This window comes from Hymenobacter arcticus (assembly GCF_054779975.1).
In genome coordinates this window covers 50,170-69,592 of record NZ_BAAGXF010000019.1, presented here as the reverse complement: position 1 = coordinate 69,592, position 19,423 = coordinate 50,170, and the positions used below count along the sequence as shown (strand labels likewise).

The following is a 19,423-nucleotide window of genomic DNA, read 5'->3' as shown; positions in this document are numbered from 1 at the left end:
AAACTACCTCGCCATGCTCCATTTTGCCTGCGCTCGAATCACTTGGTATAATTGCCTATTTGGATAGCCTCTAAGTATTTGGGAGGAGGTCAAGAACGCCTGATGCTCCACTTTCAACCGGCTTAGTATTTGGGAGGAGGTCACTAGTTTACTGAGTAGTAAAAGATTGGCCAGCTCAGTAGGACAGAGCAGAAAAAGAGGCTTGTGCAATGCCACCTTATTTTAAAAAAGAAGCTTACTGGCAAGCCATCGCTTTTTTCTTTGCAATCAACTGAGTATCTTTGCGGCCCGATTTACTCGGCTTCCCGTAGCGAAAGCATTCAAAATCCCCGATATGATTATCGTTCAAATCAAAGACAACGAAACCGTTGACCGTGCGCTTAAGCGCTTCAAAAAGAAATTCGAGCGCACCGGCGTTTTGAAAGAGTTGCGTCGTCGCACATTCTTCCAGAAGCCGAGCATTACGCAACGCAAAATGAAGCAGAAGGCTGTGTATAAGCTCGCTACCTACGGTACCGAGAACGAATAGTCTTTTAGCCTTCGTTTTACTGGCTTTGGAAAGCCCGCCCACTCGCTGCAAGGCAAGTGGGCGGGCTTTTCGCGTTGGGGCTTGGTAAAAGCAGTCATGTGGCCTACTTTGCAGTGCTGACCCGGGGCCAGCCGCGTTACTGAACTTGGGGCATGGAAGAATTTTTAGATTTTTTGCGGTACGAAAAGCGTTTGAGCCCACACACCGTTACGTCATACCAAACTGACTTGACGCAGTTTGCGGCTTATCTGCGGGCTGAATATGAACTGGATGATATAGTACAGGCATTGCACCCGCTCATCCGGGGTTGGGTAGTGAGCCTGATGAGCCAGGACCTTGACCCACGCACCGTGAACCGAAAGGTGGCCTGCCTGCGCTCGTTCTACAAGTTTTTGCTACGTGAGCGCCGCCTGGAGGCTAATCCCATGCTGCGCATTAAAGCGCCCAAGATGGCGAAGAAGCTGCCCGAGTTTGTGCCCGAAGAGGCCTTGAATCGGATGTTGAACTCGTTTGAGTTTGAAGACAGCTTTGTTGGTGCGCGCGACCAACTGATACTGGAAACTCTATATGGCACGGGCATTCGCCTCTCGGAGCTACTGGGCATTACCGACGATGACCTGGACCTGGGCGCGCGCACCGTGCGCGTAACTGGCAAGGGCAATAAGCAGCGCGTAGTGCCCCTCAACCCGTCGTTGCTGTTAGTGCTGGCCAGGTACCGTGAGCGCCGTGCCAGCGAGTTTAAGGCAATATCAGCTAATAGCCCGCTGCTACGTACCGACAAGGGTGAGCCGCTCTACGAGAAGCTTGTGTACCGCACGGTGAAGAAATACCTGAGCCAGGTTTCGACTTCGGCGGCGCATCAGCACCCACACGCGCTGCGCCATGCCTTTGCCACGCACCTGCTGGGCAAAGGAGCTGACCTCAATTCTATTAAAGAATTGCTGGGCCATGCTAGCTTAGCGGCCACTCAGGTGTACACCCACTTGTCCGTGGACCGCCTGAAATCCGTATTTGAACAAGCCCACCCGCGGGCCTGATTCCAAGTTGGAATGCAGAAGAAAAAACGGAGCATTGTAAGTGCTTGCTACTCAATCGATGACTTGAGTGACGGGTGTTTTTAATCTCTTATTATCACTTCTGCATTCTCAGTTTCCCATCCACCCAATTCCCCTTTGCCCATGAAAGTGCAAATGCAATCGGTACATTTCGATGCCGACCAAACCCTGCTCGATTTCATCCAGCAACGTCTCAATAAGCTCGAACATTTTTACGACCGCGTAACGGATGGCGAAGTGATTCTGCGGCTCAACAACAAAGACGGTGTAGCCAATAAAACTGTGGAAATCAAGCTGATGGTGCCCGGTAGCACGTTATTCAGCCAGGAAGATGCTCCCTCTTTTGAAGCTGCTACCGACGCGGCAGTAGAGGCGCTGAAGCGGCAGATTACTAAATTTAAAGAGAAGTCACTGAGCCACTAGGCTGATATTTTTACCACAAAAAAGCCCCGACCGCATTCAAAGCGGTCGGGGCTTTTTTGTGGTAAAAATATCAGCTTACAGATTGAAAGCAGCTTTAATGCGGTCTACGTAATCGAGCTTTTCCCACGTGAAGGTTTCGAAGATATGCGCTTCGCCGTCCTTCATTTTAACCGTGACGGTGCCGGGCTGACGGCCCATGTGCCCATAGGCGGCAGTGGCGCTAAAAATGGGGTTGCGCAGGCCCAGGCGCTCCACAATGGCATAGGGGCGCAGGTCGAATAGCTCGTTTACCTTATTGGCAATCTCGCCATCGGTAAGGGGCTGTCCGGCGGCGTTGGTGGCCTTGGTGGTGCCCGAAGTGGTGACGTATAGGCCAACCGGCTTGGCCACGCCAATGGCGTAAGCCACCTGCACCAGCACTTGCGCTGCCACGCCGGCCGCCACCAGGTTTTTGGCGATGTGGCGGGTAGCGTAGGCCGCCGAGCGGTCTACCTTGCTGGAGTCTTTGCCTGAGAAAGCACCGCCGCCGTGCGCGCCTTTGCCGCCGTAGGTGTCCACAATAATTTTGCGGCCCGTGAGGCCCGAGTCGCCGTGCGGGCCGCCGATAACGAACTTGCCCGTGGGGTTAATGTGGTGCTTGACATCGGCAGTGAAGAGCGCTTGTACCTCGGCGCTCAGCTTGGCTTTCACGCGGGGGATGAGGATATCGATAATGTCCTGCTTGATGCGGGCCAGCATCACTTCCTCCGACGCATCGAAGTCGTCGTGCTGCGTGCTGATAACGATGGTATCGATGGCCTCGGGGCGGTGGTCGTCGGAGTAGCGTATGGTTACCTGGCTCTTTGCATCGGGGCGCAGGTACGTCATCTCGCGGCCTTCTTTGCGAATGGCGGACAGCTCCTGCAATAGGCTGTGCGAGAGGTCCAAAGCCAGCGGCATGTAGTTGACCGTCTCGTTGGTAGCGTAGCCAAACATCATGCCCTGGTCGCCGGCACCTTGCTCTTCGGGAGCCTGGCGCACCACGCCTTGGTTGATGTCGGGCGACTGCTCGTGCAGCCGGTTCATCACCTCGCAGGTGTCGGCGTTGAACAGATACTCCGGCTTGTTGTAGCCGATGCGCCGAATCGTATCGCGAATAATCGTTTCGGCCTCCACGTGGGCGGTCGACTTAATCTCGCCAGCTACGAGCGCAAAATCCGTTGTTACGAGGGTTTCGCAGGCTACTTTGGCGGTGGGGTCCTGGCGCAGGTATTCGTCGAGGATAGCGTCGGAAATCTGGTCGGCAACTTTATCGGGGTGGCCTTCCGAAACCGATTCGGAAGTGAACAGATAGGGCATGGCAAAGAATTAGACAAACAAAAAACGCCCGCCGTGCCAGTTGGAGGCGCGGGCGGGCGGGGCGCAAAACTACTCATTAAATCCTGAGCGGCCACACTTTGCCCGCTGTACTTATGCGGTTGCGGGCAGGCTCACCTTCTCGCAAACGAGCACGACCAGGCGCCCCCGCAAGTCAGTAGTAGCGAATAAGTAAATGTCGCCGCCCTCCCGAATGCCCGTGCGCTGCCGAAATATGGCCACCGACTCGGGAAAGTTGCGGGTCGTGACGTGCGCCCTGCCTTCGGGACCCAGGTGCGCTTTCAACGTAGGCCCATCGGCTTTCTCAGTAGCCAAAATGCGGAAGATGCGCCCCGGAAAGTCAGTCCTTAATTCCTGATTAGTATATAAGTGGCTGTGCTGATGTATTTTAAGTAACTCGAAAGCAGTGCCAATGCTTTTAAAAGCCCCCGCTTTTAGAATAGCGGCGTTAGGCTCGTATAGGTACTGCTGGGCCTCGGCATAGCGTGGGATGGCGCGGGCCTCGCGGGCCCGGTTTACGCGAAACTCCTGCTGGCTGCCATCGCGGTGCAGGTTCACAGCCAGGCGCTCGGGGTCAACGGCGGGCTCGGCTCCCAACTCATATAATACCTCTTTTACCTCGTTATCCACGGCAATAACCCAGATGCGCCGCACGTGCTTGAGCTCCTGAATAGCCAGCTCAATGTCAAGCATGGGCGAGGTCTTGAGCAAAATGCGTGGTGCATGGCGTAGCAACAGCGGTAGTAGCTTAGGCACATCGGGCTCACAATCAGCCAAACGCACTATTTTGCTGCCGCGCTTATCGCGCCGGGCAGGGTCCAGAAACAACCAGTCGAATGGCTGCTCACTAGCCCGTAGGAAAGCGGCTGCATCAGCCGTGTGAGTGGTGATATTGGCAATGCCCAGTTGGCCCAGGTTGTAAGCTACTACGGAAGCTAGGTGCGCGTCGCGCTCCACATAATCCACTTGCTCTACTACAGCGGCAAAATGTGCGGCATCGGCCCCAAAGCCGCCGGTGAGGTCGGCTAGCCGGGTTGCCCCGGCCACCAGCGCGGCCTTGTAAGTAGCCGTGCGCTCAGACGAAGCCTGTTCGACCGATAGCGCGGGCGGAAAAATCAGTTCTTGATTATCGGCCCAGGTGGGCAGCTTCGCGCGGGCCTTTTGGCGGGCCTGAATCTGGCGTACCAGCTCGGGCACGGGCAGGTGGGGGTGGCGGCGGGCCTGCAAAGCCAAATGGGCGGGGTCGTCGTGCAGGTGGGTAGCCACGTAGCGCCGGGCCGCCTCGGGTAAAGGGAACTCCATTGTGCAGCTACTAACGCAAAAAGTGGCCAGCAGGTGCGCTGGCCAGTAAGAAGGTTAGCTTGTAGGGTTCAAAATGAGGACGTTGCAACCACCTAAAGCTGCCAGTGCAATGCCAGCACTGGCTGGCCGGCCACCGCCGCCATGCCTACGCCAGCTGGCCGCAAACGGGGCCACAGCGTGCCGTGCGCCGCCGGCGCGTCGGTGTTGTAGTTATCCACCGCCTGCTTCAAGTACTCGTTGGTGTGGCGGTTGATGAAGATGGTAGCCAACAGGCTGACAACAGCCGCCCCAGCGGCCACTTGCTGGGTGCCATTGAAATACACCGGGTCGCCGTTGCTGAAAACCTGCGAAGCATATAACCCAAGTGAGCCAACCAGCACAGCTTTATCAATTAAGTAAATAGTTTTCTGACGCTTGTAGTTATCAAGCTCTTTAAGCGCTTGCGGGTGGCCGGCTAGGTAGGGGCGGAGCTTACCGCCGAAGAAGCCGGCATTCTGGTAGTCTTCACCCGTTTTGCCGGGTGGCAGAAAATAAAAATTGTGCTGGTGGCCGTACTGGCCCCGCTCTTGGTCTTCGGGCAGTAGCCGGATGGTGGCGGGCGCAACCTGCTGGGCCAGCCCGGCGTGACTCGCCAGGCTGAGGCCCGTAGCTACGAAGGCTGTTGTGAGCCAATGAATTGACTTGCCAGAAAAAGAAGATAGAGAGGCCATAGCCAGCAAAGGTAGCGTAGGCACACCCGACCCCAATGCCACAACAAAACTGTATCTTTGTGGTTGAGAAACCAGAACTTTCATTTACCAAATACCATGGTAGCAACCACGACGACGACCTACGTTCCCTACAAAGTAAAAGACATGAGCCTGGCCGAGTGGGGCCGCAAGGAAATTCGCCTTGCTGAGGCCGAAATGCCGGGCCTGATGTCGCTCCGCGAGGAGTTTGGCGCTTCGCAGCCCTTCAAAGGTGCGCGTATTGCCGGCTGCCTGCACATGACCATCCAAACCGCCGTGCTCATCGAGACGCTCACCGCGCTCGGGGCCGAGGTTACGTGGTCGTCGTGTAATATCTTCTCGACCCAGGACCATGCCGCGGCCGCCATCGCCGCCGCCGGCATCCCGGTATATGCCTGGAAGGGCATGAACGAGGAAGAATTTGACTGGTGCATCGAGCAAACCATGTGGTTTGGCGAAGAGCGCCAGCCCCTGAACATGATTCTCGACGACGGTGGCGACCTCACCAACATGGTGCTGAATCGCTTCCCCGAGCTAGCCGCTGGCATCAAGGGTGTGTCGGAAGAAACGACGACTGGTGTGCTGCGCCTCATCGAGCGTGTGAAAAACGGCTCGCTGCCTTTTCCCGCTTTCAACGTGAACGACTCGGTAACGAAGTCGAAATTTGACAACAAGTACGGTTGCAAAGAGTCGGCTGTGGATGCCATCCGCCGGGCTACCGATGTGATGATGGCCGGCAAAATTGCCGTAGTGGCCGGCTACGGCGACGTGGGAAAAGGCACGGCCGCCTCGCTGAGCGGGGCTGGTGCCCGCGTTATCGTGACGGAAATTGACCCAATATGCGCGCTGCAAGCAGCTATGGACGGCTACGCTGTGAAGAAGCTGACCAACGCCGTGAAGGAAGCAGACATCGTAGTAACCGCTACCGGCAACTGCGACATCCTCACCGAGGAGCACTTCCGTAGCCTCAAGGACAAAGCCATCGTCTGCAACATCGGCCACTTCGATGATGAGATTGACATGGCTTGGTTGAACAAAAACTACGGCCATACCAAGGATACGGTGAAACCGCAGGTTGATATCTATACCATTGAGGATAAGGAGGTTATTATTCTGGCCGAAGGTCGCTTGGTAAACCTGGGTTGCGCTACCGGCCACCCCTCGTTCGTGATGTCAAATTCGTTCACCAACCAGACCCTGGCTCAACTGGAGCTGTGGCAGCACGCCGACCAGTACGAAAATCAAGTGTACACCCTGCCCAAGCACTTGGACGAAAAAGTGGCCCGCCTGCACCTCGCTAAAATAGGTGTAGAGTTGGATGAGCTGACGGCCAAGCAAGCTGACTACATCAAGGTGCCGGTGGAAGGCCCGTTCAAGTCGGACCTGTACCGCTACTAGGTCCTTGACTTTTAGTAAAGTAAAAACCTCGCCTGGCATTGCGCCGGGCGAGGTTTTTACTTTTTAGCACCACTTAGCAAGAGCGCGCAACAAGTGCTTAATCCAGAAACTTAGTGCCCGTCAGCTCCTCGCTCATGGTCCAAAGGCGCTGGCTGTTGGCGGGTGTGTTGAAGCTGCTTTTCACTGGCTCGGGCTTCTTCTTGCTGTAATAGCCACCGCTCACCTTAGCTACGCTGGGGTCAGAAGCCAGGAAAATGCTGGTTTCAGCACCCTTCTCGGGCGATAGCATAAATGGCCGGCCCAGCGCCAGCACCGCCGAAAGCCAGCCGCCCGACTGCTGGCCGTATCCAGTAGCCACCGCGCCGGGGTGCAACGAGTTGGTAGTCACGTTGGTAATGCCATGGGCGCGCAGCCGCCGCGCCAGCTCCTGCGTGAACATGATGTTCCAGAGCTTCGAGGTGCCGTACTCCCACATGGGGCTGTAACTGCGTTCCGACTGGATGTCGTCGAGCGTGGGTTTGGAAAACTTGTAGGCCATGGAGGCCACATTGACGATGCGGGCAGCGGGGCTCTTTTGCAGCAAGTCGAGTAGCAGGCTGGTAAGTAAGAAAGGCCCCAGGTGGTTGGTGGCCAGCGTCATCTCATTGCCATCGGCCGATACTTCGCGCTCGGCCCCAAACATGAGGCCTGCGTTATTTACCAGCACATCGAGGCGCGGATATTTGTCGTGCAGCTGCGCGGCCACATCGCGCACTTGCTGCATTACCGACAGGTCGGCTATTACGATGTCTACCAATGAGTTATTGGTAGTAGCGATGATTTCGCGCTGCGTACGCTCCGCTTTTTCGCGGTTGCGGGCCAGCAGCACAACGTGAGCACCCTGGCGCGCCAGCTCGCGGGCCGTGACTTCGCCAATGCCCGAGGTAGCACCGGTGACGAGGATGATTTTATCTTGAAGAGGAGTCATAGTAAAAGGCTAATGAGAAACACCGCTATACGCAGCCCGTCCCGGAATGATAAGTGCTTAATCAAGGGCGTTGCGTCGGCTTTGGCCGAGGCAATGTCGCCAAATAAGACTTCACGTAGCGGTTGGCCGGAAAAAAGCGAAGCGTGCGCTGCCCAAAATAGCGACACAACTCCGGCCGATGTATATTAGCAAAGCACTCGGTTTGATACTGCAAAATCTGTTCACGTAGAAGCGCATTTTCGGCCGCTGCATCAGGTATAGTTTGTAACGCGGCCGCCGCCCGCGAAAGATTGTAAGAGGCTGCTGCCCATTGCCGGGCATCGAGCTGCAAAGTGGCTAGCTTGAAATATGCCTCCAAAAATGGCAGATATACTGTGACGGTGCGCGGGTTTTCACGTCCGTATCGGTCTAGCAGGGCAATGAGGCGCTTATAAACCGGGTAGCTCTGCGCACGAGTTTCCTCATTATGATACAGAGCGCGAGCATAGCAATACAGCACGTTAGGGTCGGCGGGCGTCAACTGGGCGTTGCCGGCTACAAGCGCGGCTGCCTCTCTGTAATTGCCATCGATGTAGGCGCGCGTTGCCTCGGCCACCTCAATCGGGTGAGGCGTAGCTACTACCGAGGGCGTCTGTTTTGGTACGGTTATGCCGTCGAAGTCGGTGTTGCGCAGGGGCTGGTCGTCGCTCACAAAATGGAAGTTTTGCTTCGTGGCCACGAAGGCACAGTCATCTTTCGGCAGGTACGTTTGGGCGCGGCTAGGGCAGGCAGCCAGGCCTGCCACTAGCAGCCAGCTGCAGAGTAGCATTTTTTTCATGTGCGAAGCTAGCGAGCCCGCCCGCACCGGCTGCTAGCTTTGTACTACTCATGCCCACCACCCCGCTCTCCGTCGTCATTATTACCTTCAATGAAGAAGCCAATATTGCCCGCTGCCTCCAGGGCCTCGGCAGCATAGCCGATGAGGTGCTGGTGGTCGATTCCTTTTCGACCGACCGCACAATGGCCATTTGCCAAGCGCACGGGGTGCGGGTGGTGCAACATGCGTTTGAGGGCTACGTGGAGCAAAAAAACTTTGCTACCGACCAAGCCCGTCACAACTACGTGCTTCAGCTCGATGCCGACGAGGTGCTCACCGACGAGCTACGCCAGAATATTTTGGCGGTGAAAAATAACTGGCAGCACGCCGCCTACTCATTGGCTCGCCTCACCAACTACTGCGGTACCTGGGTGCGCCACGGCGGCTGGTACCCCGACCGCAAACTGCGGCTCTACGACCGCCGCCTGGGCCGCTGGCAGGGCCTGTTGCTGCACGAGTATTACGAAGTGCAGCCCGGCCACACTACCGGAGCCCTCGCCGGCGACGCGCTGCATTACTCATATGCATCTGTGGCGCAGCATGTTAGTCAGTTGAATCGATTTACCAGCATCACGGCCCAGGAGCTGGCGCTGAAAGGCAAAACGCGCGTCACCCTATTTCAACTGATTCTCAAGCCGCTCTGGAAATTTCTCTATGGCTACGTATTTCGCTTAGGCTTCCTCGACGGCTTTGCCGGGCTCAGCATTGCGGCCATCTCGGCCACGGGGGTCTTCCTAAAATTTGCGAAGCTGAGAACCGGCACCCAAAACGCCCGCGCATGAGCCTGGAAAACCGCCCGACTTTTCTCGTTTCGCGCACCGATGCCATCGGCGACGTGGTAATGACGTTGCCGGTGTGCGGCTGGCTCAAGCAGCGCTACCCCGGCTGCCGGGTGGTGCTCATTGGCCGTGCCTACACGGCCGCCGTAGCCGCCGCTTGCCCGTGGGTAGATGAGTTTCTGGAGTTGGACGCGCTGGTAGCAATGGGTAAAATATCCCCCAACTTCTTGCTGGCCGAGATGCGCAGCTACGCGGCCGCGGCTATCATCCACGTTTTCCCGAACCGGCTGCTGGCGCGGCTGGCCCAAAAAGCTGGCATTCCCATTCGTATTGGCACCCGCAACCGGCTGTTTCACTGGCTCACCTGCAACCGGCTGGTGGCCCTCAGCCGCCGGCATTCGCCCTTGCACGAGGCGCAGCTCAACCTAGAGTTGCTGAAACCACTTGGCTACACCAAAAAGCTCGACTTAGTTACTGTGGCTTCACTGGTGCATCTGCTGCCCACCGTACCGCTACCGCCACAGTTGCAAGCACTGCTGGCAGCCCGCCAACCGGGCCAGCTTAACATTATCCTGCACCCGCGCAGCCGGGGCAGCGCACGTGAGTGGGGATTAACCAATTTTGGCCAACTGGCGCAGCTTTTACATACGGCCGGCCACCGCGTGTTTATTAGCGGCACCCTAGACGAGGGTGCCGAGCTGGCAGTGGCCAACTGGTTTCGAGAATATGCAAAATGCATTACGGCTGACCTTACCGGTCAACTAGCTCTTCCTGAGTTTATTGCCTTTATTGCGGCTGCCGATGGGCTAGTAGCCGGCAGCACCGGGCCATTGCACTTGGCTGCCGCCTTGGGCCGCCATGCGCTGGGGCTGTATCCGCCCATCCGGCCCATGCACCCTGGCCGCTGGGCACCGCTGGGCCCGCAGGCCGATTACCTGGTGTTCGACCGGCCCGATTGCCAGGATTGCCGCACCCAGCCCGCCGCCTGCACCTGTATAAAAGCCATTGCGGCGGCTACCGTGGCGGCGCGGGTGGGCCAGTGGCATCCGCTGGCGGCAACCTAGCCACCGCTTGCTACCGTACGTAGCGTTCAGAAGTTATTCATCGAGTGGCCAAACATTCTGGCAAGCACTGCTATTCAGTAGCAGACTGACTTAATCGTTGCCGCCCGGCCTTACTTTTGCCCAGTTGCTGATTTTATTACCTGCCCTATCTGCCCCATTATGAGTGACTCTCCCGAACGGGTGAAGCTGAGCAAAGAGGAAAAAGACCGGCGCTTTCAGGCCGAGCTTATGCCTGTGCTCGACCCGCTCTACAACTTCGCCTACCGGCTCACGCTCGACGAAGACGACGCCAACGACCTGGTTCAGGAAACCTACTTGAAAGCCTACCGCTTTTTTGAGTATTTCGAGCCGGGCACCAACGCCAAGGCCTGGCTTTTCCGCATCCTGAAAAACTCGTTCATCAACGATTTTCGGAAGAAAAGCAAGCAGCCCGCTAAGGTTGATTACAGCGAAGTTGAAGGATATTATAATCCGGATGAAGTAGAGGGCGATGCCGACACTGGTGCCTCGTCGTCCGACATGCGCCAGCAGTCCACGCGCGACCTCATCGGCGACGAAGTAGCCAGTGCGCTTAACTCGTTACCCGTTGATTTCCGGACAGTTATTATCCTGTGTGACCTTGAAGGTTTCACCTATGAGGAGATGGCCAAGGTGCTGGATATTCCCATTGGTACGGTACGCTCGCGCCTCCATCGGGCCCGCAATTTCCTCAAGGACAAGCTCGAAAAATATGCCGCTTCCATGGGTTACGGGAACGATGATATCCAAGCCGCCGTTGATGCCGCCGAACCCGAAGACGACCATAGTTAATTTTTTCTTCACCATTTAACCCCAGGCTAAGACCCTGTTCCCGCTCGCTCATGGAAGCTACTCTTACTACAACCAATCTGTCGGCCCCCGTTACCTCTTCTTTGGCTAACGCCCCCGACTGCGACCGCGTGAACATTGTACTTGACCAGCTTCTCGAAGGACGGGTCCTGACGGAAGAAGATGAGGATTACCTCATTCATCATGGCGAAGACTGCTCGCCCTGCTTCGATGACATCAAGAAGCAAAACTTTTTTATTGGCTTTCTTAAGCAGAAAGTAAGCCATCGCCGTGCCCCATCGGCCTTGCCGCACGCCATCATGGCGCGTTTGCAAGCCGAAATGGCCTAGCTTTGCGGCCCTATGCAGGGCAAAATCATTGTATTCTCAGCGCCTTCGGGTGCGGGTAAAACGACTATCGTGCATCGGCTCATGGGATTACTCCCCGAGCTGAGCTTCTCCATCTCGGCCTGCACGCGCGACCGTCGCGGCCGCGCCGAGGTCAATGGTAAAGACTATCACTTCATTTCGGTAGCCGATTTCCAGGATAAAATTCGTCACGACGAATTTGTTGAGTGGGAAGAAGTTTATGAGGGTGCTTTCTATGGTACCCTCAAATCTGAAATAGAGCGCATCTGGGCCACCGGTAAGCACGCCATCCTCGACGTTGACGTGAAGGGCGGCCTCAGCATCAAGGAGTTCTACAAGGACCGGGCGCTGGCGATTTTCGTGCGCCCGCCGTCCATTGAGGCGCTGGCGGAACGCCTGACGGCCCGCGCTACGGACTCCACTTCCAGTATTTCTTCGCGGGTGTACAAAGCCACGTTCGAACTGGCTTTTGAGGATAAATACGATGTCACCGTCGTCAACGATGACCTCGAAGAAGCTGTAGCCCACGCCGAGAAGCTAGTACGCGACTTCATCACGGCCGACGCTACTCGCGAAGCGGTATGATGCCGGCCGGCCCCGCCGCAGTTCATCGCATTGGGCTGCTTTTTGGCTCCTTTAATCCTGTGCATACCGGCCATCTCATTCTGGCTGAGTACTTTGCTACGCGCACCGATTTAGCCGGAGTCTGGCTGGTAGTGTCGCCCCAAAGTCCTTTTAAAGTGGGTGACGTGCTTTTACCCGAAGCACAGCGCTTGCAATTGGTCGAGCTAGCCATTGCGGGTAACCCACGCCTTCGTGCCGAAGATATGGAGCTAAGCCTGCCGCGCCCCAGCTACACCATTGCCACGCTCGATGCCCTGCGCGAGCGCCACCCGCACACCGAGTTTGTGCTGCTGATGGGTGCCGATAACCTGCCTGGCTTACCCCGCTGGCAGCACGCTGACCGCTTACTGGCCGAAGTAGATATTTACGTTTACCCGCGCCCCGGCACTCCGCTGGCCGACCTTGCGCCTTTTCCTCGCGTGCAGGTGATGCCAGCTCCCATGCTGGATATCTCGGCCACGTATATCCGCGAAAGCCTGCGTCTGGGGCGGTCTATCCGCTACTTGGTGCCGGCTGCCGTAGAAGCAGCGCTGACCACGTAAGCTTTCTTCACTGGGATTACCAAACGAAAAAACCCGATGTAAGCATCGGGTTTTTTCGTTTGTAGCAGACTGTGGAAATCAGATAGTCATGATTTCCGACTCCTTTTTGCTAAATAGTTTTTCAACTTCCACAATGTGGGCGTCGGTGTATTTCTGCACCTTAGCTTCGGCATCTTTCACGGCATCTTCGGGGGCACCGTCCTTCTGCAGCTTGCGCAAGGCTTCGTTCACATCCTTGCGAATGGAGCGCACGCGCACTTTGCCGCTTTCGACTTCGTTTTTGGCTTGCTTCACGAGGTCGCGGCGGCGTTCCTCCGTCATAGGCGGGATGTTGAGGCGTACGCCATCGGCATCGGCAATTGGATTTAGGCCCAAGTCGCTGTTTTTGATGGCTTTAGCTACCTCGCTCACCATGTTCTTCTCCCAAGGCTTGATGAGTAGCGAGCGGGGGTCGGGGGCTGAGATATTAGCAATCTGCGCAATGGGGGTAGGCGTGCCGTAGTAGTCGATACGCAGGCCGTCAAGCATCGCTGGCGAGGCTTTGCCCGCCCGAATGCGACCCATTTCCACGCCCACGTGGGCTACTGCCTTGCCCATCGATTCCTCAGCATCGCTGAGGTAAAATTGAATTTCCTCGTCCATCAGGTTAGAAAAGTTGAATTTTAAAGATTGAATGCTGCCTAACACTGAAGCTATTTCAGGATAACACCCTGATGCTCAATGCTAGCTAGGCAACTAGCTTAGGCTTGCTCGGGCTGGTTGCCCACTAGCGGCTGGAGGCCACTCAGCTTGAGTGCGCCAGCGGTGCCAGCCGCGCTACCATCCATGGTTACCAGCGTGCCCAGGCTTTCGCCCGCAATGAGGCGCTCCAGATTACCGGGGGTATTCATATCGAACACGATAATGGGCAGGTTATTCTCCTTGCAGAGCGTAAAGGCCGTCATGTCCATCACGTTCAGGTTTTTCTCCATCACCTCGTCAAACGAGATGCGCGCAAAGCGCACTGCCGTGGGGTCTTTCTCGGGGTCGGCCGAGTAAATGCCATCTACGCGGGTGCCTTTCAGTACCACATCGGCCTCAATCTCGATGGCCCGCAGCGAAGCGGCCGAATCGGTGGTGAAGTAAGGCGAGCCGATACCGGCACCAAAAATAACTACCCGTCCTTTTTCGAGGTGGCGCATGGCCCTGCGGCGGATGTATGGCTCACACACCCGCTGAATGGTGAGGCCAGAAAGTAAACGCGTGGGCACTTCCAGCTTTTCGAGGGCGCTCTGCAAGGCCATCGAGTTGATGACGGTGGCCAGCATGCCCATGTAGTCGCCCTGCACGCGGTCGAGGCCAAATTGCTCGGCCTGTACGCCGCGGTAGATGTTGCCACCACCAATCACCACGGCCACTTCAACTCCGGTAGCCGCTACGGCCTTTATTTCGCTGGCGTACTGCATGAGCCGCTCGGCATCGATGCCGTACTGCTGCTGGCCCATCAGCGCTTCGCCGCTGAGCTTGAGAAGAATTCGCTTGTAAGTCAAAATGGTAAAAGCTAAAAAGGCGGGTGGGAGAGAAGGCAACTAGGCAAATTTCACCAGCACCTGTCCCTTGGTAACGTTGGCGCGTAGCACCACGGCAATACTGGCAACGGTGCCGTCGGCCGGGGCTTTTAAAATGTTTTCCATCTTCATGGCTTCCAGCACCAGCAGCGGGTCGCCCTTCTGCACGGCTTGGCCCGGCTGCACCCTGATGTCGATAATGAGGCCCGGCATGGGCGCTTTCAGCTCGTTTACCGGCTTCACAGAAGCATCGCTCAAACCCAATTTATCGAGCAGCTGGTCGAACCGGTCCTTGGCCTGAAGCTCCACGCGCTGACCGTTGATTTTCAGCACGAAAGCTTTGTTGGTATAGTTGGCCTCCAGTAGCTCTGCGCTGTACGATTTGCCTTGGTGCAACACGTGGTAGCGGCCATCGCCCAAGGATACTATGTCCCACAAAAAGGGCTGGCCATTGAGCATAACGGAGTCGGCGGCGCGGAAGTCCACCTCCCAGCTATGCGCTGGGCCAGTACTGATATGTAGCATAAGGAAGCCGGCCCTGCTGACCGAAACGGGGTTAAAGGTAAGCCGAATCTTAATTTCATGCGGAACTTGCTGGCCTTATCCTGAGTCTGCCTCTCGCATGAAATACTTGTTTTCCGGTCAGTTTTTGTTGGTCTTCCTAGCCGGTTTTGCCGCATTTGGGCAACAGGGTGGCAGTGGTGCAAAAGATGCCCGCAAAAAAAATAAAGAGGTAACTGCAACTGCCCCAGTCATTTCGAGTGGCATTACGGTGCCTTCGTGGCTGCCGCCCACCACTCCTTATCAACCTAGCGTTACGCAACTTACCGACGTTACCGATACCAAGCTTGATGTGCGCTTCGACTATGCGCACCAATATCTGCTGGGTACGGCGGTGCTCACGCTCCATTCGCACTTTTACCCGCAAACGGTGGCGGCTCTCGATGCCAAAGGCTTCATTATCAAATCAGTACAACTGATAGAAGGTAAGGGAAATAAGCCGCTCACTTATAAGTACGACAATCGCCAGCTAGCCGTCAACCTCGACCATGCCTATGCGCGCGAACAGCCTTACCAGTTGCGCATTACCTACGTAGCCCGGCCCAATGAGCTACCCGCTGGCGGCAGCGAAGCTATCACTTCCGCCAAAGGGCTGTACTTCATCAATCCCGTGGGCAAAGAGCCCGGCAAGCCCCGGCAAATCTGGACGCAGGGCGAGACGCAGAGTAGCTCCTGCTGGTTCCCAACCGTCGACCAGCCCAACCAGCGCATGACCCAGGAAATCAGCCTGACGGTGGAGGACCAGTTCAAAACCCTCTCCAATGGCCTGCTAATTACCTCCAAAAAGAACCCCGACGGCTCACGTACCGACGTGTGGCGCCAAAGCTTACCCGCCGCTCCTTACCTCACCATGCTGGCCGTAGGCGACTTCGCCGTAGTGTCAGATACCTGGCATGGCAAGGCCGTCGACTACTACGTCGAGCCTAAGTTCAGGAGCACTGCGAAAGCTGTTTTCGGCCGCACGCCCGAAATGCTGGACTTCTTCTCCAAACGGTTGGGCGTAGAGTTTCCCTGGGAAAAATACTCCCAGATTGCCGTGCGCGACTACGTGAGCGGTGCCATGGAAAATACCACCGCTACGGTGCACGGAGCCGCCATCCAGGCTACCCGCCGCGAGCTGTTTGATAACACCTACGAAACCTCCGAGTCCGTTATCGCCCACGAATTATTTCACCATTGGTTTGGCGACTACGTCACGTGCGAATCATGGAGTAACCTGCCGCTCAACGAGAGTTTTGCCAATTACTCGCAGTACCTGTGGGCCGAGCACAAGTACGGGGTCGATGCCGCTGCCCTCGTGCAGCAGCAAGACCTAGCGCACTACTTGGAGGAAGCCGAATCGAAGCGCGAGCCCCTCATTCGCTACCATTATGCTAACCGGGAGGACATGTTCGACCGCCACTCCTACGAGAAGGGTGGCCGGGTACTACACATGCTGCGTAAGTATGTAGGCGATGAGGCATTTTTCACTGCGCTCAATCGCTACCTGAACAAGAATAAATATACTGCTGTCGAAATCAGCGACTTACGTACGGCTTTCGAAGAAACGACTGGTGAAGACCTGAAGTGGTTTTTCGACCAGTGGTTTATGGAGCGCGGCCATCCCGAGTTGAAGGTATCGCACACGTACAGCAATGGTCAGGTTCTGCTGCATGTGCAGCAAACCCAGGATACGCTGTTTCAACCGGTGTTTCGCCTGCCCGTCACTATCACAGTGTGGCAGAAGGAAAAGCCGACCAACCATCAAATCACCATTACCAAGGCTGACCAAACATTCTCCTTCCTCGCCGCCGATAAGCCCACCATGGTTAAGTTCGACAGCGAAAGCCAACTACTAGCGCAATTGGATGAGGAGCGAACCATGGAAGAGATAATCTTTCAGTTCTACCACGCTCAGAACTACTTGCAGAAATACGAAGCGCTCGACTTACTGCAAAATAAAACCACGGATTTTGCCGTAAGCGGTATGCTACGCAATGCCTTGTCCGATAGCTTTTTTGCCGTGCGCCGCACCACGCTTGACCACCTGCGGGGCTACCGTGGCCCCAACGTGAGCGCCGTGCGTACCGAAGTGCAGCGCCTGTCCACCACCGACCCCAGCAGTGTAGTGCGCGCCCAGGCTTTGGTCACCTTAGCGGCTTTCCCCAACGAGAACTACACGACTACCTACCAGGCAGCCCTCCGCGATAGTTCCTACGTAGTCGAGGCCGCTGCCATCGATGCCCTAGCTAAGTTACCCGCTACTAACTCACGGGCGCAGATAGCGGCGCTCGAAGATACTCCTAGCTCCAGCCTGCTTGTGGCTATTGCCAGCTACTACGCCCAGCGCGGCGGCATCGAGCAGTATGCATGGTTCCTGCGCCGTCTGCCCGACCTCACCGACACCGACCTCTATACGTACCTCCAAGCTTTCGGCGCATTTATGGTGCAGGTGCCCGTCATCGAGCGCGAAAAAGGCGTGCAGACACTCGAAAAATTAGCACGTACCCACCCCCAGTACTTCGTGCGTTTGGGTGCTTATCGTGGTCTGATGGCGCTTACGCCGAGTCAACCTGACCTAAAAGGCGTGCTACTCGATATTAAAAACAAAGAAACTGATGAGCGGCTCAAAAGCTATTATAACTTGATGTAAACCAATTGAAAGGCTAATGTTAAGGCAAGTCATCGAAGCTGTCGTAGGAGCAGCTTCGGGAAAAAGAAGTGGGGTTTTCGCAACTTTTTCTATGTCGGCCCTTGCATTGTCCCAAAAAACCTGTACTTTTGCGTCTCAATTACGGTAAACGACTGGATTGGCAAACAAATGGGGGTATCGCATAGTGGCAATTGCGGGTGACTGTAACTCACCTCCTTCGGGTTCATAGGTTCGAGTCCTGTTACCCCCACATTTGAAAAGAATAGGCCAACTGCGGGAGTAGCTCAGCTGGTAGAGCGGCAGCCTTCCAAGCTGCAGGTCGCGGGTTCGAACCTCGTCTCCCGCTCACTGCCTATATCTTTTAGAATACCTTTTAAGCCGTTTTAGCTCAGTGGTAGAGCACTTCCTTGGTAAGGAAGAGGTCATGGGTTCAAATCCCATAAATGGCTCAGCAATTACGGAACTACCTATCTTTGGGATAGGTTAGGGCCGGGTCAGCCATAAAAAGCGATACGCAGCACTCAAGCCTGAATTGGCCCACGCTGGGTTTCGCTTTTCTTGCGATAAGGCCTACCTGCTTTTCAATTAATTCCCTCTTTTTTCTCAACTCTTTACAATGGCTAAAGAAAATTTCGACCGGTCGAAGCCGCACGTAAACATCGGCACCATCGGTCACGTTGACCACGGCAAGACGACCCTGACCGCTGCCATCACGATGGTACTGGCAAACCAGGGCCTGGCTGAAAAGCGCGACTTCTCCTCGATTGACAACGCCCCCGAGGAAAAAGAGCGTGGTATCACCATCAACACTGCCCACGTAGAGTACTCGACGGTTAACCGTCACTACGCACACGTTGACTGCCCCGGCCACGCCGACTATGTGAAGAACATGGTAACGGGTGCCGCCCAAATGGACGGTGCTATCCTCGTGGTAGCTGCTACCGATGGCCCAATGCCCCAGACCCGTGAGCACATCCTGCTCGCCCGTCAGGTAGGTGTTCCTCAGTTGGTGGTGTTCATGAACAAAGTGGACATGGTGGATGACCCCGAGCTGCTTGAGCTTGTGGAAATGGAAATCCGCGAACTCCTTTCGTTCTACAACTTCGACGGCGACAACATTCCGGTTATCCAGGGTTCAGCTCTGGGCGGCCTGAACGGCGATGCCAACTGGGTTCCCAAAATCAACGAGCTGATGGCTGCCGTTGATTCGTTCATTCCGATTCCTGCTCGTCTGACTGACCTGCCCTTCCTGATGCCTGTTGAGGACGTGTTCTCGATTACGGGCCGTGGCACGGTTGCCACCGGTCGTATCGAGCGCGGTATCATCAACTCGGGTGAGCAAGTTGACATCCTCGGCATGGGTGCTGAAGGCTTGAAGTCGACGGTAACGGGTGTGGAAATGTTCCGCAAAATCTTGGACCGTGGCGAAGCTGGTGACAACGTAGGTCTGCTGCTTCGTGGTATTGAAAAAGAAGCCATCCGTCGCGGCATGGTTATCTGCAAGCCCGGTTCGGTGAAGCCCCACCAGAAGTTCAAGGCTGAGGTGTACGTACTCTCGAAAGAGGAAGGCGGCCGCCACACTCCTTTCTTCAACAACTACCGTCCGCAGTTCTACCTGCGTACCACTGACGTTACCGGCATCATCACCCTCCCCGAGGGCGTTGAAATGGTAATGCCCGGCGACAACATCACCATCACAGTTGAGCTTATCAACAAGGTGGCAATGGAGAAAGGCCTCCGCTTCGCTATCCGTGAGGGTGGCCGTACGGTAGGTGCCGGTCAGGTAACCGAAATCCTCGACTAGTTTTAGCTTCTCAGCTAAATTTGAAAACGCTTCCGAGTAATCGGAAGCGTTTTTTTGTGATAAACTCAACTAGTTATTCAT

20 protein-coding genes and 3 tRNA genes are annotated in these 19,423 nt (G+C 55.9%); 15 read left to right on the top strand and 8 right to left on the bottom strand.

The features are described 5' to 3' along the window. The first annotated feature begins 334 nt into the window (after nucleotides 1-334). From rpsU to hpf, 3 genes are all read left to right on the top strand, one after another. Complete coding sequence (rpsU, locus tag ACYVGC_RS22415; protein ID WP_283562734.1) at nucleotides 335-529, top strand: 30S ribosomal protein S21; 195 nt, start codon at nucleotides 335-337, stop codon at nucleotides 527-529. A gap of 152 nt (nucleotides 530-681) precedes the next feature. Next, nucleotides 682-1,566, top strand: coding sequence for a site-specific integrase (locus tag ACYVGC_RS22410; protein ID WP_460586070.1), 885 nt, complete (start codon nucleotides 682-684; stop codon nucleotides 1,564-1,566). A 141-nt stretch (nucleotides 1,567-1,707) separates the two neighbouring features. Beyond that, complete coding sequence (gene hpf / locus ACYVGC_RS22405; protein ID WP_460586069.1) at nucleotides 1,708-2,007, top strand: HPF/RaiA family ribosome-associated protein; 300 nt, start codon at nucleotides 1,708-1,710, stop codon at nucleotides 2,005-2,007. 75 nt (nucleotides 2,008-2,082) lie between these two features. On the opposite strand, the gene metK is transcribed toward hpf, so the two are convergent. The 3 genes from metK to ACYVGC_RS22390 all read right to left on the bottom strand — a co-directional run bounded on the left by metK (nucleotide 2,083) and on the right by ACYVGC_RS22390 (nucleotide 5,375). Next, nucleotides 2,083-3,345, bottom strand: coding sequence for a methionine adenosyltransferase (metK, locus tag ACYVGC_RS22400; protein ID WP_460586068.1), 1,263 nt, complete (start codon nucleotides 3,343-3,345; stop codon nucleotides 2,083-2,085). Nucleotides 3,346-3,456: 111 nt separating this feature from the next. Next, nucleotides 3,457-4,665, bottom strand: coding sequence for a THUMP-like domain-containing protein (locus ACYVGC_RS22395; protein WP_460586067.1), 1,209 nt, complete (start codon nucleotides 4,663-4,665; stop codon nucleotides 3,457-3,459). 92 nt (nucleotides 4,666-4,757) lie between these two features. Further along, on the bottom strand, nucleotides 4,758-5,375 hold the full coding sequence (locus tag ACYVGC_RS22390; protein ID WP_460586066.1) for a hypothetical protein: 618 nt from the start codon (nucleotides 5,373-5,375) through the stop codon (nucleotides 4,758-4,760). A gap of 96 nt (nucleotides 5,376-5,471) precedes the next feature. Between ACYVGC_RS22390 and ahcY the strand changes: the two genes are divergently transcribed. After that, on the top strand, nucleotides 5,472-6,791 hold the full coding sequence (gene ahcY, locus ACYVGC_RS22385) for an adenosylhomocysteinase (RefSeq protein ID WP_460586065.1): 1,320 nt from the start codon (nucleotides 5,472-5,474) through the stop codon (nucleotides 6,789-6,791). Nucleotides 6,792-6,888: 97 nt separating this feature from the next. Here the strand turns inward: ahcY and ACYVGC_RS22380 are convergent, their stop codons facing one another. Next, nucleotides 6,889-7,758 carry an SDR family oxidoreductase gene (locus tag ACYVGC_RS22380; protein ID WP_460586064.1) on the bottom strand — a complete coding sequence of 290 codons (870 nt, stop codon included), beginning with the start codon at nucleotides 7,756-7,758 and terminating at the stop codon, nucleotides 6,889-6,891. Between the two features lie 61 nt (nucleotides 7,759-7,819). Further along, nucleotides 7,820-8,449, bottom strand: a complete 630-nt coding sequence (locus ACYVGC_RS22375; RefSeq protein WP_460586063.1) for a hypothetical protein — start codon at nucleotides 8,447-8,449, stop codon at nucleotides 7,820-7,822. Nucleotides 8,450-8,625: 176 nt separating this feature from the next. Here ACYVGC_RS22375 and ACYVGC_RS22370 point away from each other — a divergent pair, with 176 nt between their 5' ends. The 6 genes from ACYVGC_RS22370 to nadD all read left to right on the top strand — a co-directional run bounded on the left by ACYVGC_RS22370 (nucleotide 8,626) and on the right by nadD (nucleotide 12,798). Continuing rightward, nucleotides 8,626-9,396, top strand: a complete 771-nt coding sequence (locus tag ACYVGC_RS22370; protein ID WP_460586062.1) for a glycosyltransferase family 2 protein — start codon at nucleotides 8,626-8,628, stop codon at nucleotides 9,394-9,396. Beyond that, nucleotides 9,393-10,457: a glycosyltransferase family 9 protein gene (locus tag ACYVGC_RS22365; RefSeq protein ID WP_460586061.1), complete on the top strand. Its 1,065-nt coding sequence runs from the start codon at nucleotides 9,393-9,395 to the stop codon at nucleotides 10,455-10,457. The genes ACYVGC_RS22370 and ACYVGC_RS22365 overlap by 4 nt, the downstream gene beginning before the upstream one ends. 159 nt (nucleotides 10,458-10,616) lie before the next feature. Then, nucleotides 10,617-11,267, top strand: coding sequence for a sigma-70 family RNA polymerase sigma factor (locus ACYVGC_RS22360; protein WP_283562724.1), 651 nt, complete (start codon nucleotides 10,617-10,619; stop codon nucleotides 11,265-11,267). A gap of 50 nt (nucleotides 11,268-11,317) precedes the next feature. Beyond that, nucleotides 11,318-11,614, top strand: a complete 297-nt coding sequence (locus tag ACYVGC_RS22355) for a hypothetical protein (protein WP_460586060.1) — start codon at nucleotides 11,318-11,320, stop codon at nucleotides 11,612-11,614. Nucleotides 11,615-11,626: 12 nt separating this feature from the next. Continuing rightward, the gene (gene gmk / locus ACYVGC_RS22350) at nucleotides 11,627-12,217 is read left to right on the top strand and encodes a guanylate kinase (RefSeq protein WP_460586059.1); all 591 of its coding nucleotides are present in this window, start codon (nucleotides 11,627-11,629) and stop codon (nucleotides 12,215-12,217) included. Next, nucleotides 12,214-12,798: a nicotinate-nicotinamide nucleotide adenylyltransferase gene (gene nadD / locus ACYVGC_RS22345; RefSeq protein ID WP_460586058.1), complete on the top strand. Its 585-nt coding sequence runs from the start codon at nucleotides 12,214-12,216 to the stop codon at nucleotides 12,796-12,798. Before gmk ends, nadD begins: the two co-directional genes overlap by 4 nt. Nucleotides 12,799-12,876: 78 nt before the next feature. On the opposite strand, the gene frr is transcribed toward nadD, so the two are convergent. From frr to ACYVGC_RS22330, 3 genes are all read right to left on the bottom strand, one after another. After that, complete coding sequence (gene frr, locus ACYVGC_RS22340; protein ID WP_283562720.1) at nucleotides 12,877-13,440, bottom strand: ribosome recycling factor; 564 nt, start codon at nucleotides 13,438-13,440, stop codon at nucleotides 12,877-12,879. 98 nt (nucleotides 13,441-13,538) lie between these two features. Then, nucleotides 13,539-14,327, bottom strand: coding sequence for a UMP kinase (pyrH, locus tag ACYVGC_RS22335; RefSeq protein ID WP_460586057.1), 789 nt, complete (start codon nucleotides 14,325-14,327; stop codon nucleotides 13,539-13,541). 39 nt (nucleotides 14,328-14,366) lie between these two features. Continuing rightward, entirely contained in the window at nucleotides 14,367-14,870 is a 504-nt protein-coding gene (locus tag ACYVGC_RS22330; RefSeq protein ID WP_460586056.1) for an acyl-CoA carboxylase biotin carboxyl carrier protein subunit, read from the bottom strand. Between the two features lie 247 nt (nucleotides 14,871-15,117). Here ACYVGC_RS22330 and ACYVGC_RS22325 point away from each other — a divergent pair, with 247 nt between their 5' ends. The 5 genes from ACYVGC_RS22325 to tuf all read left to right on the top strand — a co-directional run bounded on the left by ACYVGC_RS22325 (nucleotide 15,118) and on the right by tuf (nucleotide 19,342). Continuing rightward, nucleotides 15,118-17,538: a M1 family aminopeptidase gene (locus ACYVGC_RS22325; protein WP_460586055.1), complete on the top strand. Its 2,421-nt coding sequence runs from the start codon at nucleotides 15,118-15,120 to the stop codon at nucleotides 17,536-17,538. A 170-nt stretch (nucleotides 17,539-17,708) separates the two neighbouring features. Continuing rightward, nucleotides 17,709-17,788, top strand: a tRNA-Tyr gene (locus ACYVGC_RS22320). A 23-nt stretch (nucleotides 17,789-17,811) separates the two neighbouring features. Further along, nucleotides 17,812-17,884, top strand: a tRNA-Gly gene (locus ACYVGC_RS22315). Nucleotides 17,885-17,915: 31 nt separating this feature from the next. Further along, nucleotides 17,916-17,987, top strand: a tRNA-Thr gene (locus tag ACYVGC_RS22310). Between the two features lie 167 nt (nucleotides 17,988-18,154). After that, on the top strand, nucleotides 18,155-19,342 hold the full coding sequence (gene tuf / locus ACYVGC_RS22305; protein WP_382311658.1) for an elongation factor Tu: 1,188 nt from the start codon (nucleotides 18,155-18,157) through the stop codon (nucleotides 19,340-19,342). Nucleotides 19,343-19,423: the final 81 nt, after the last annotated feature.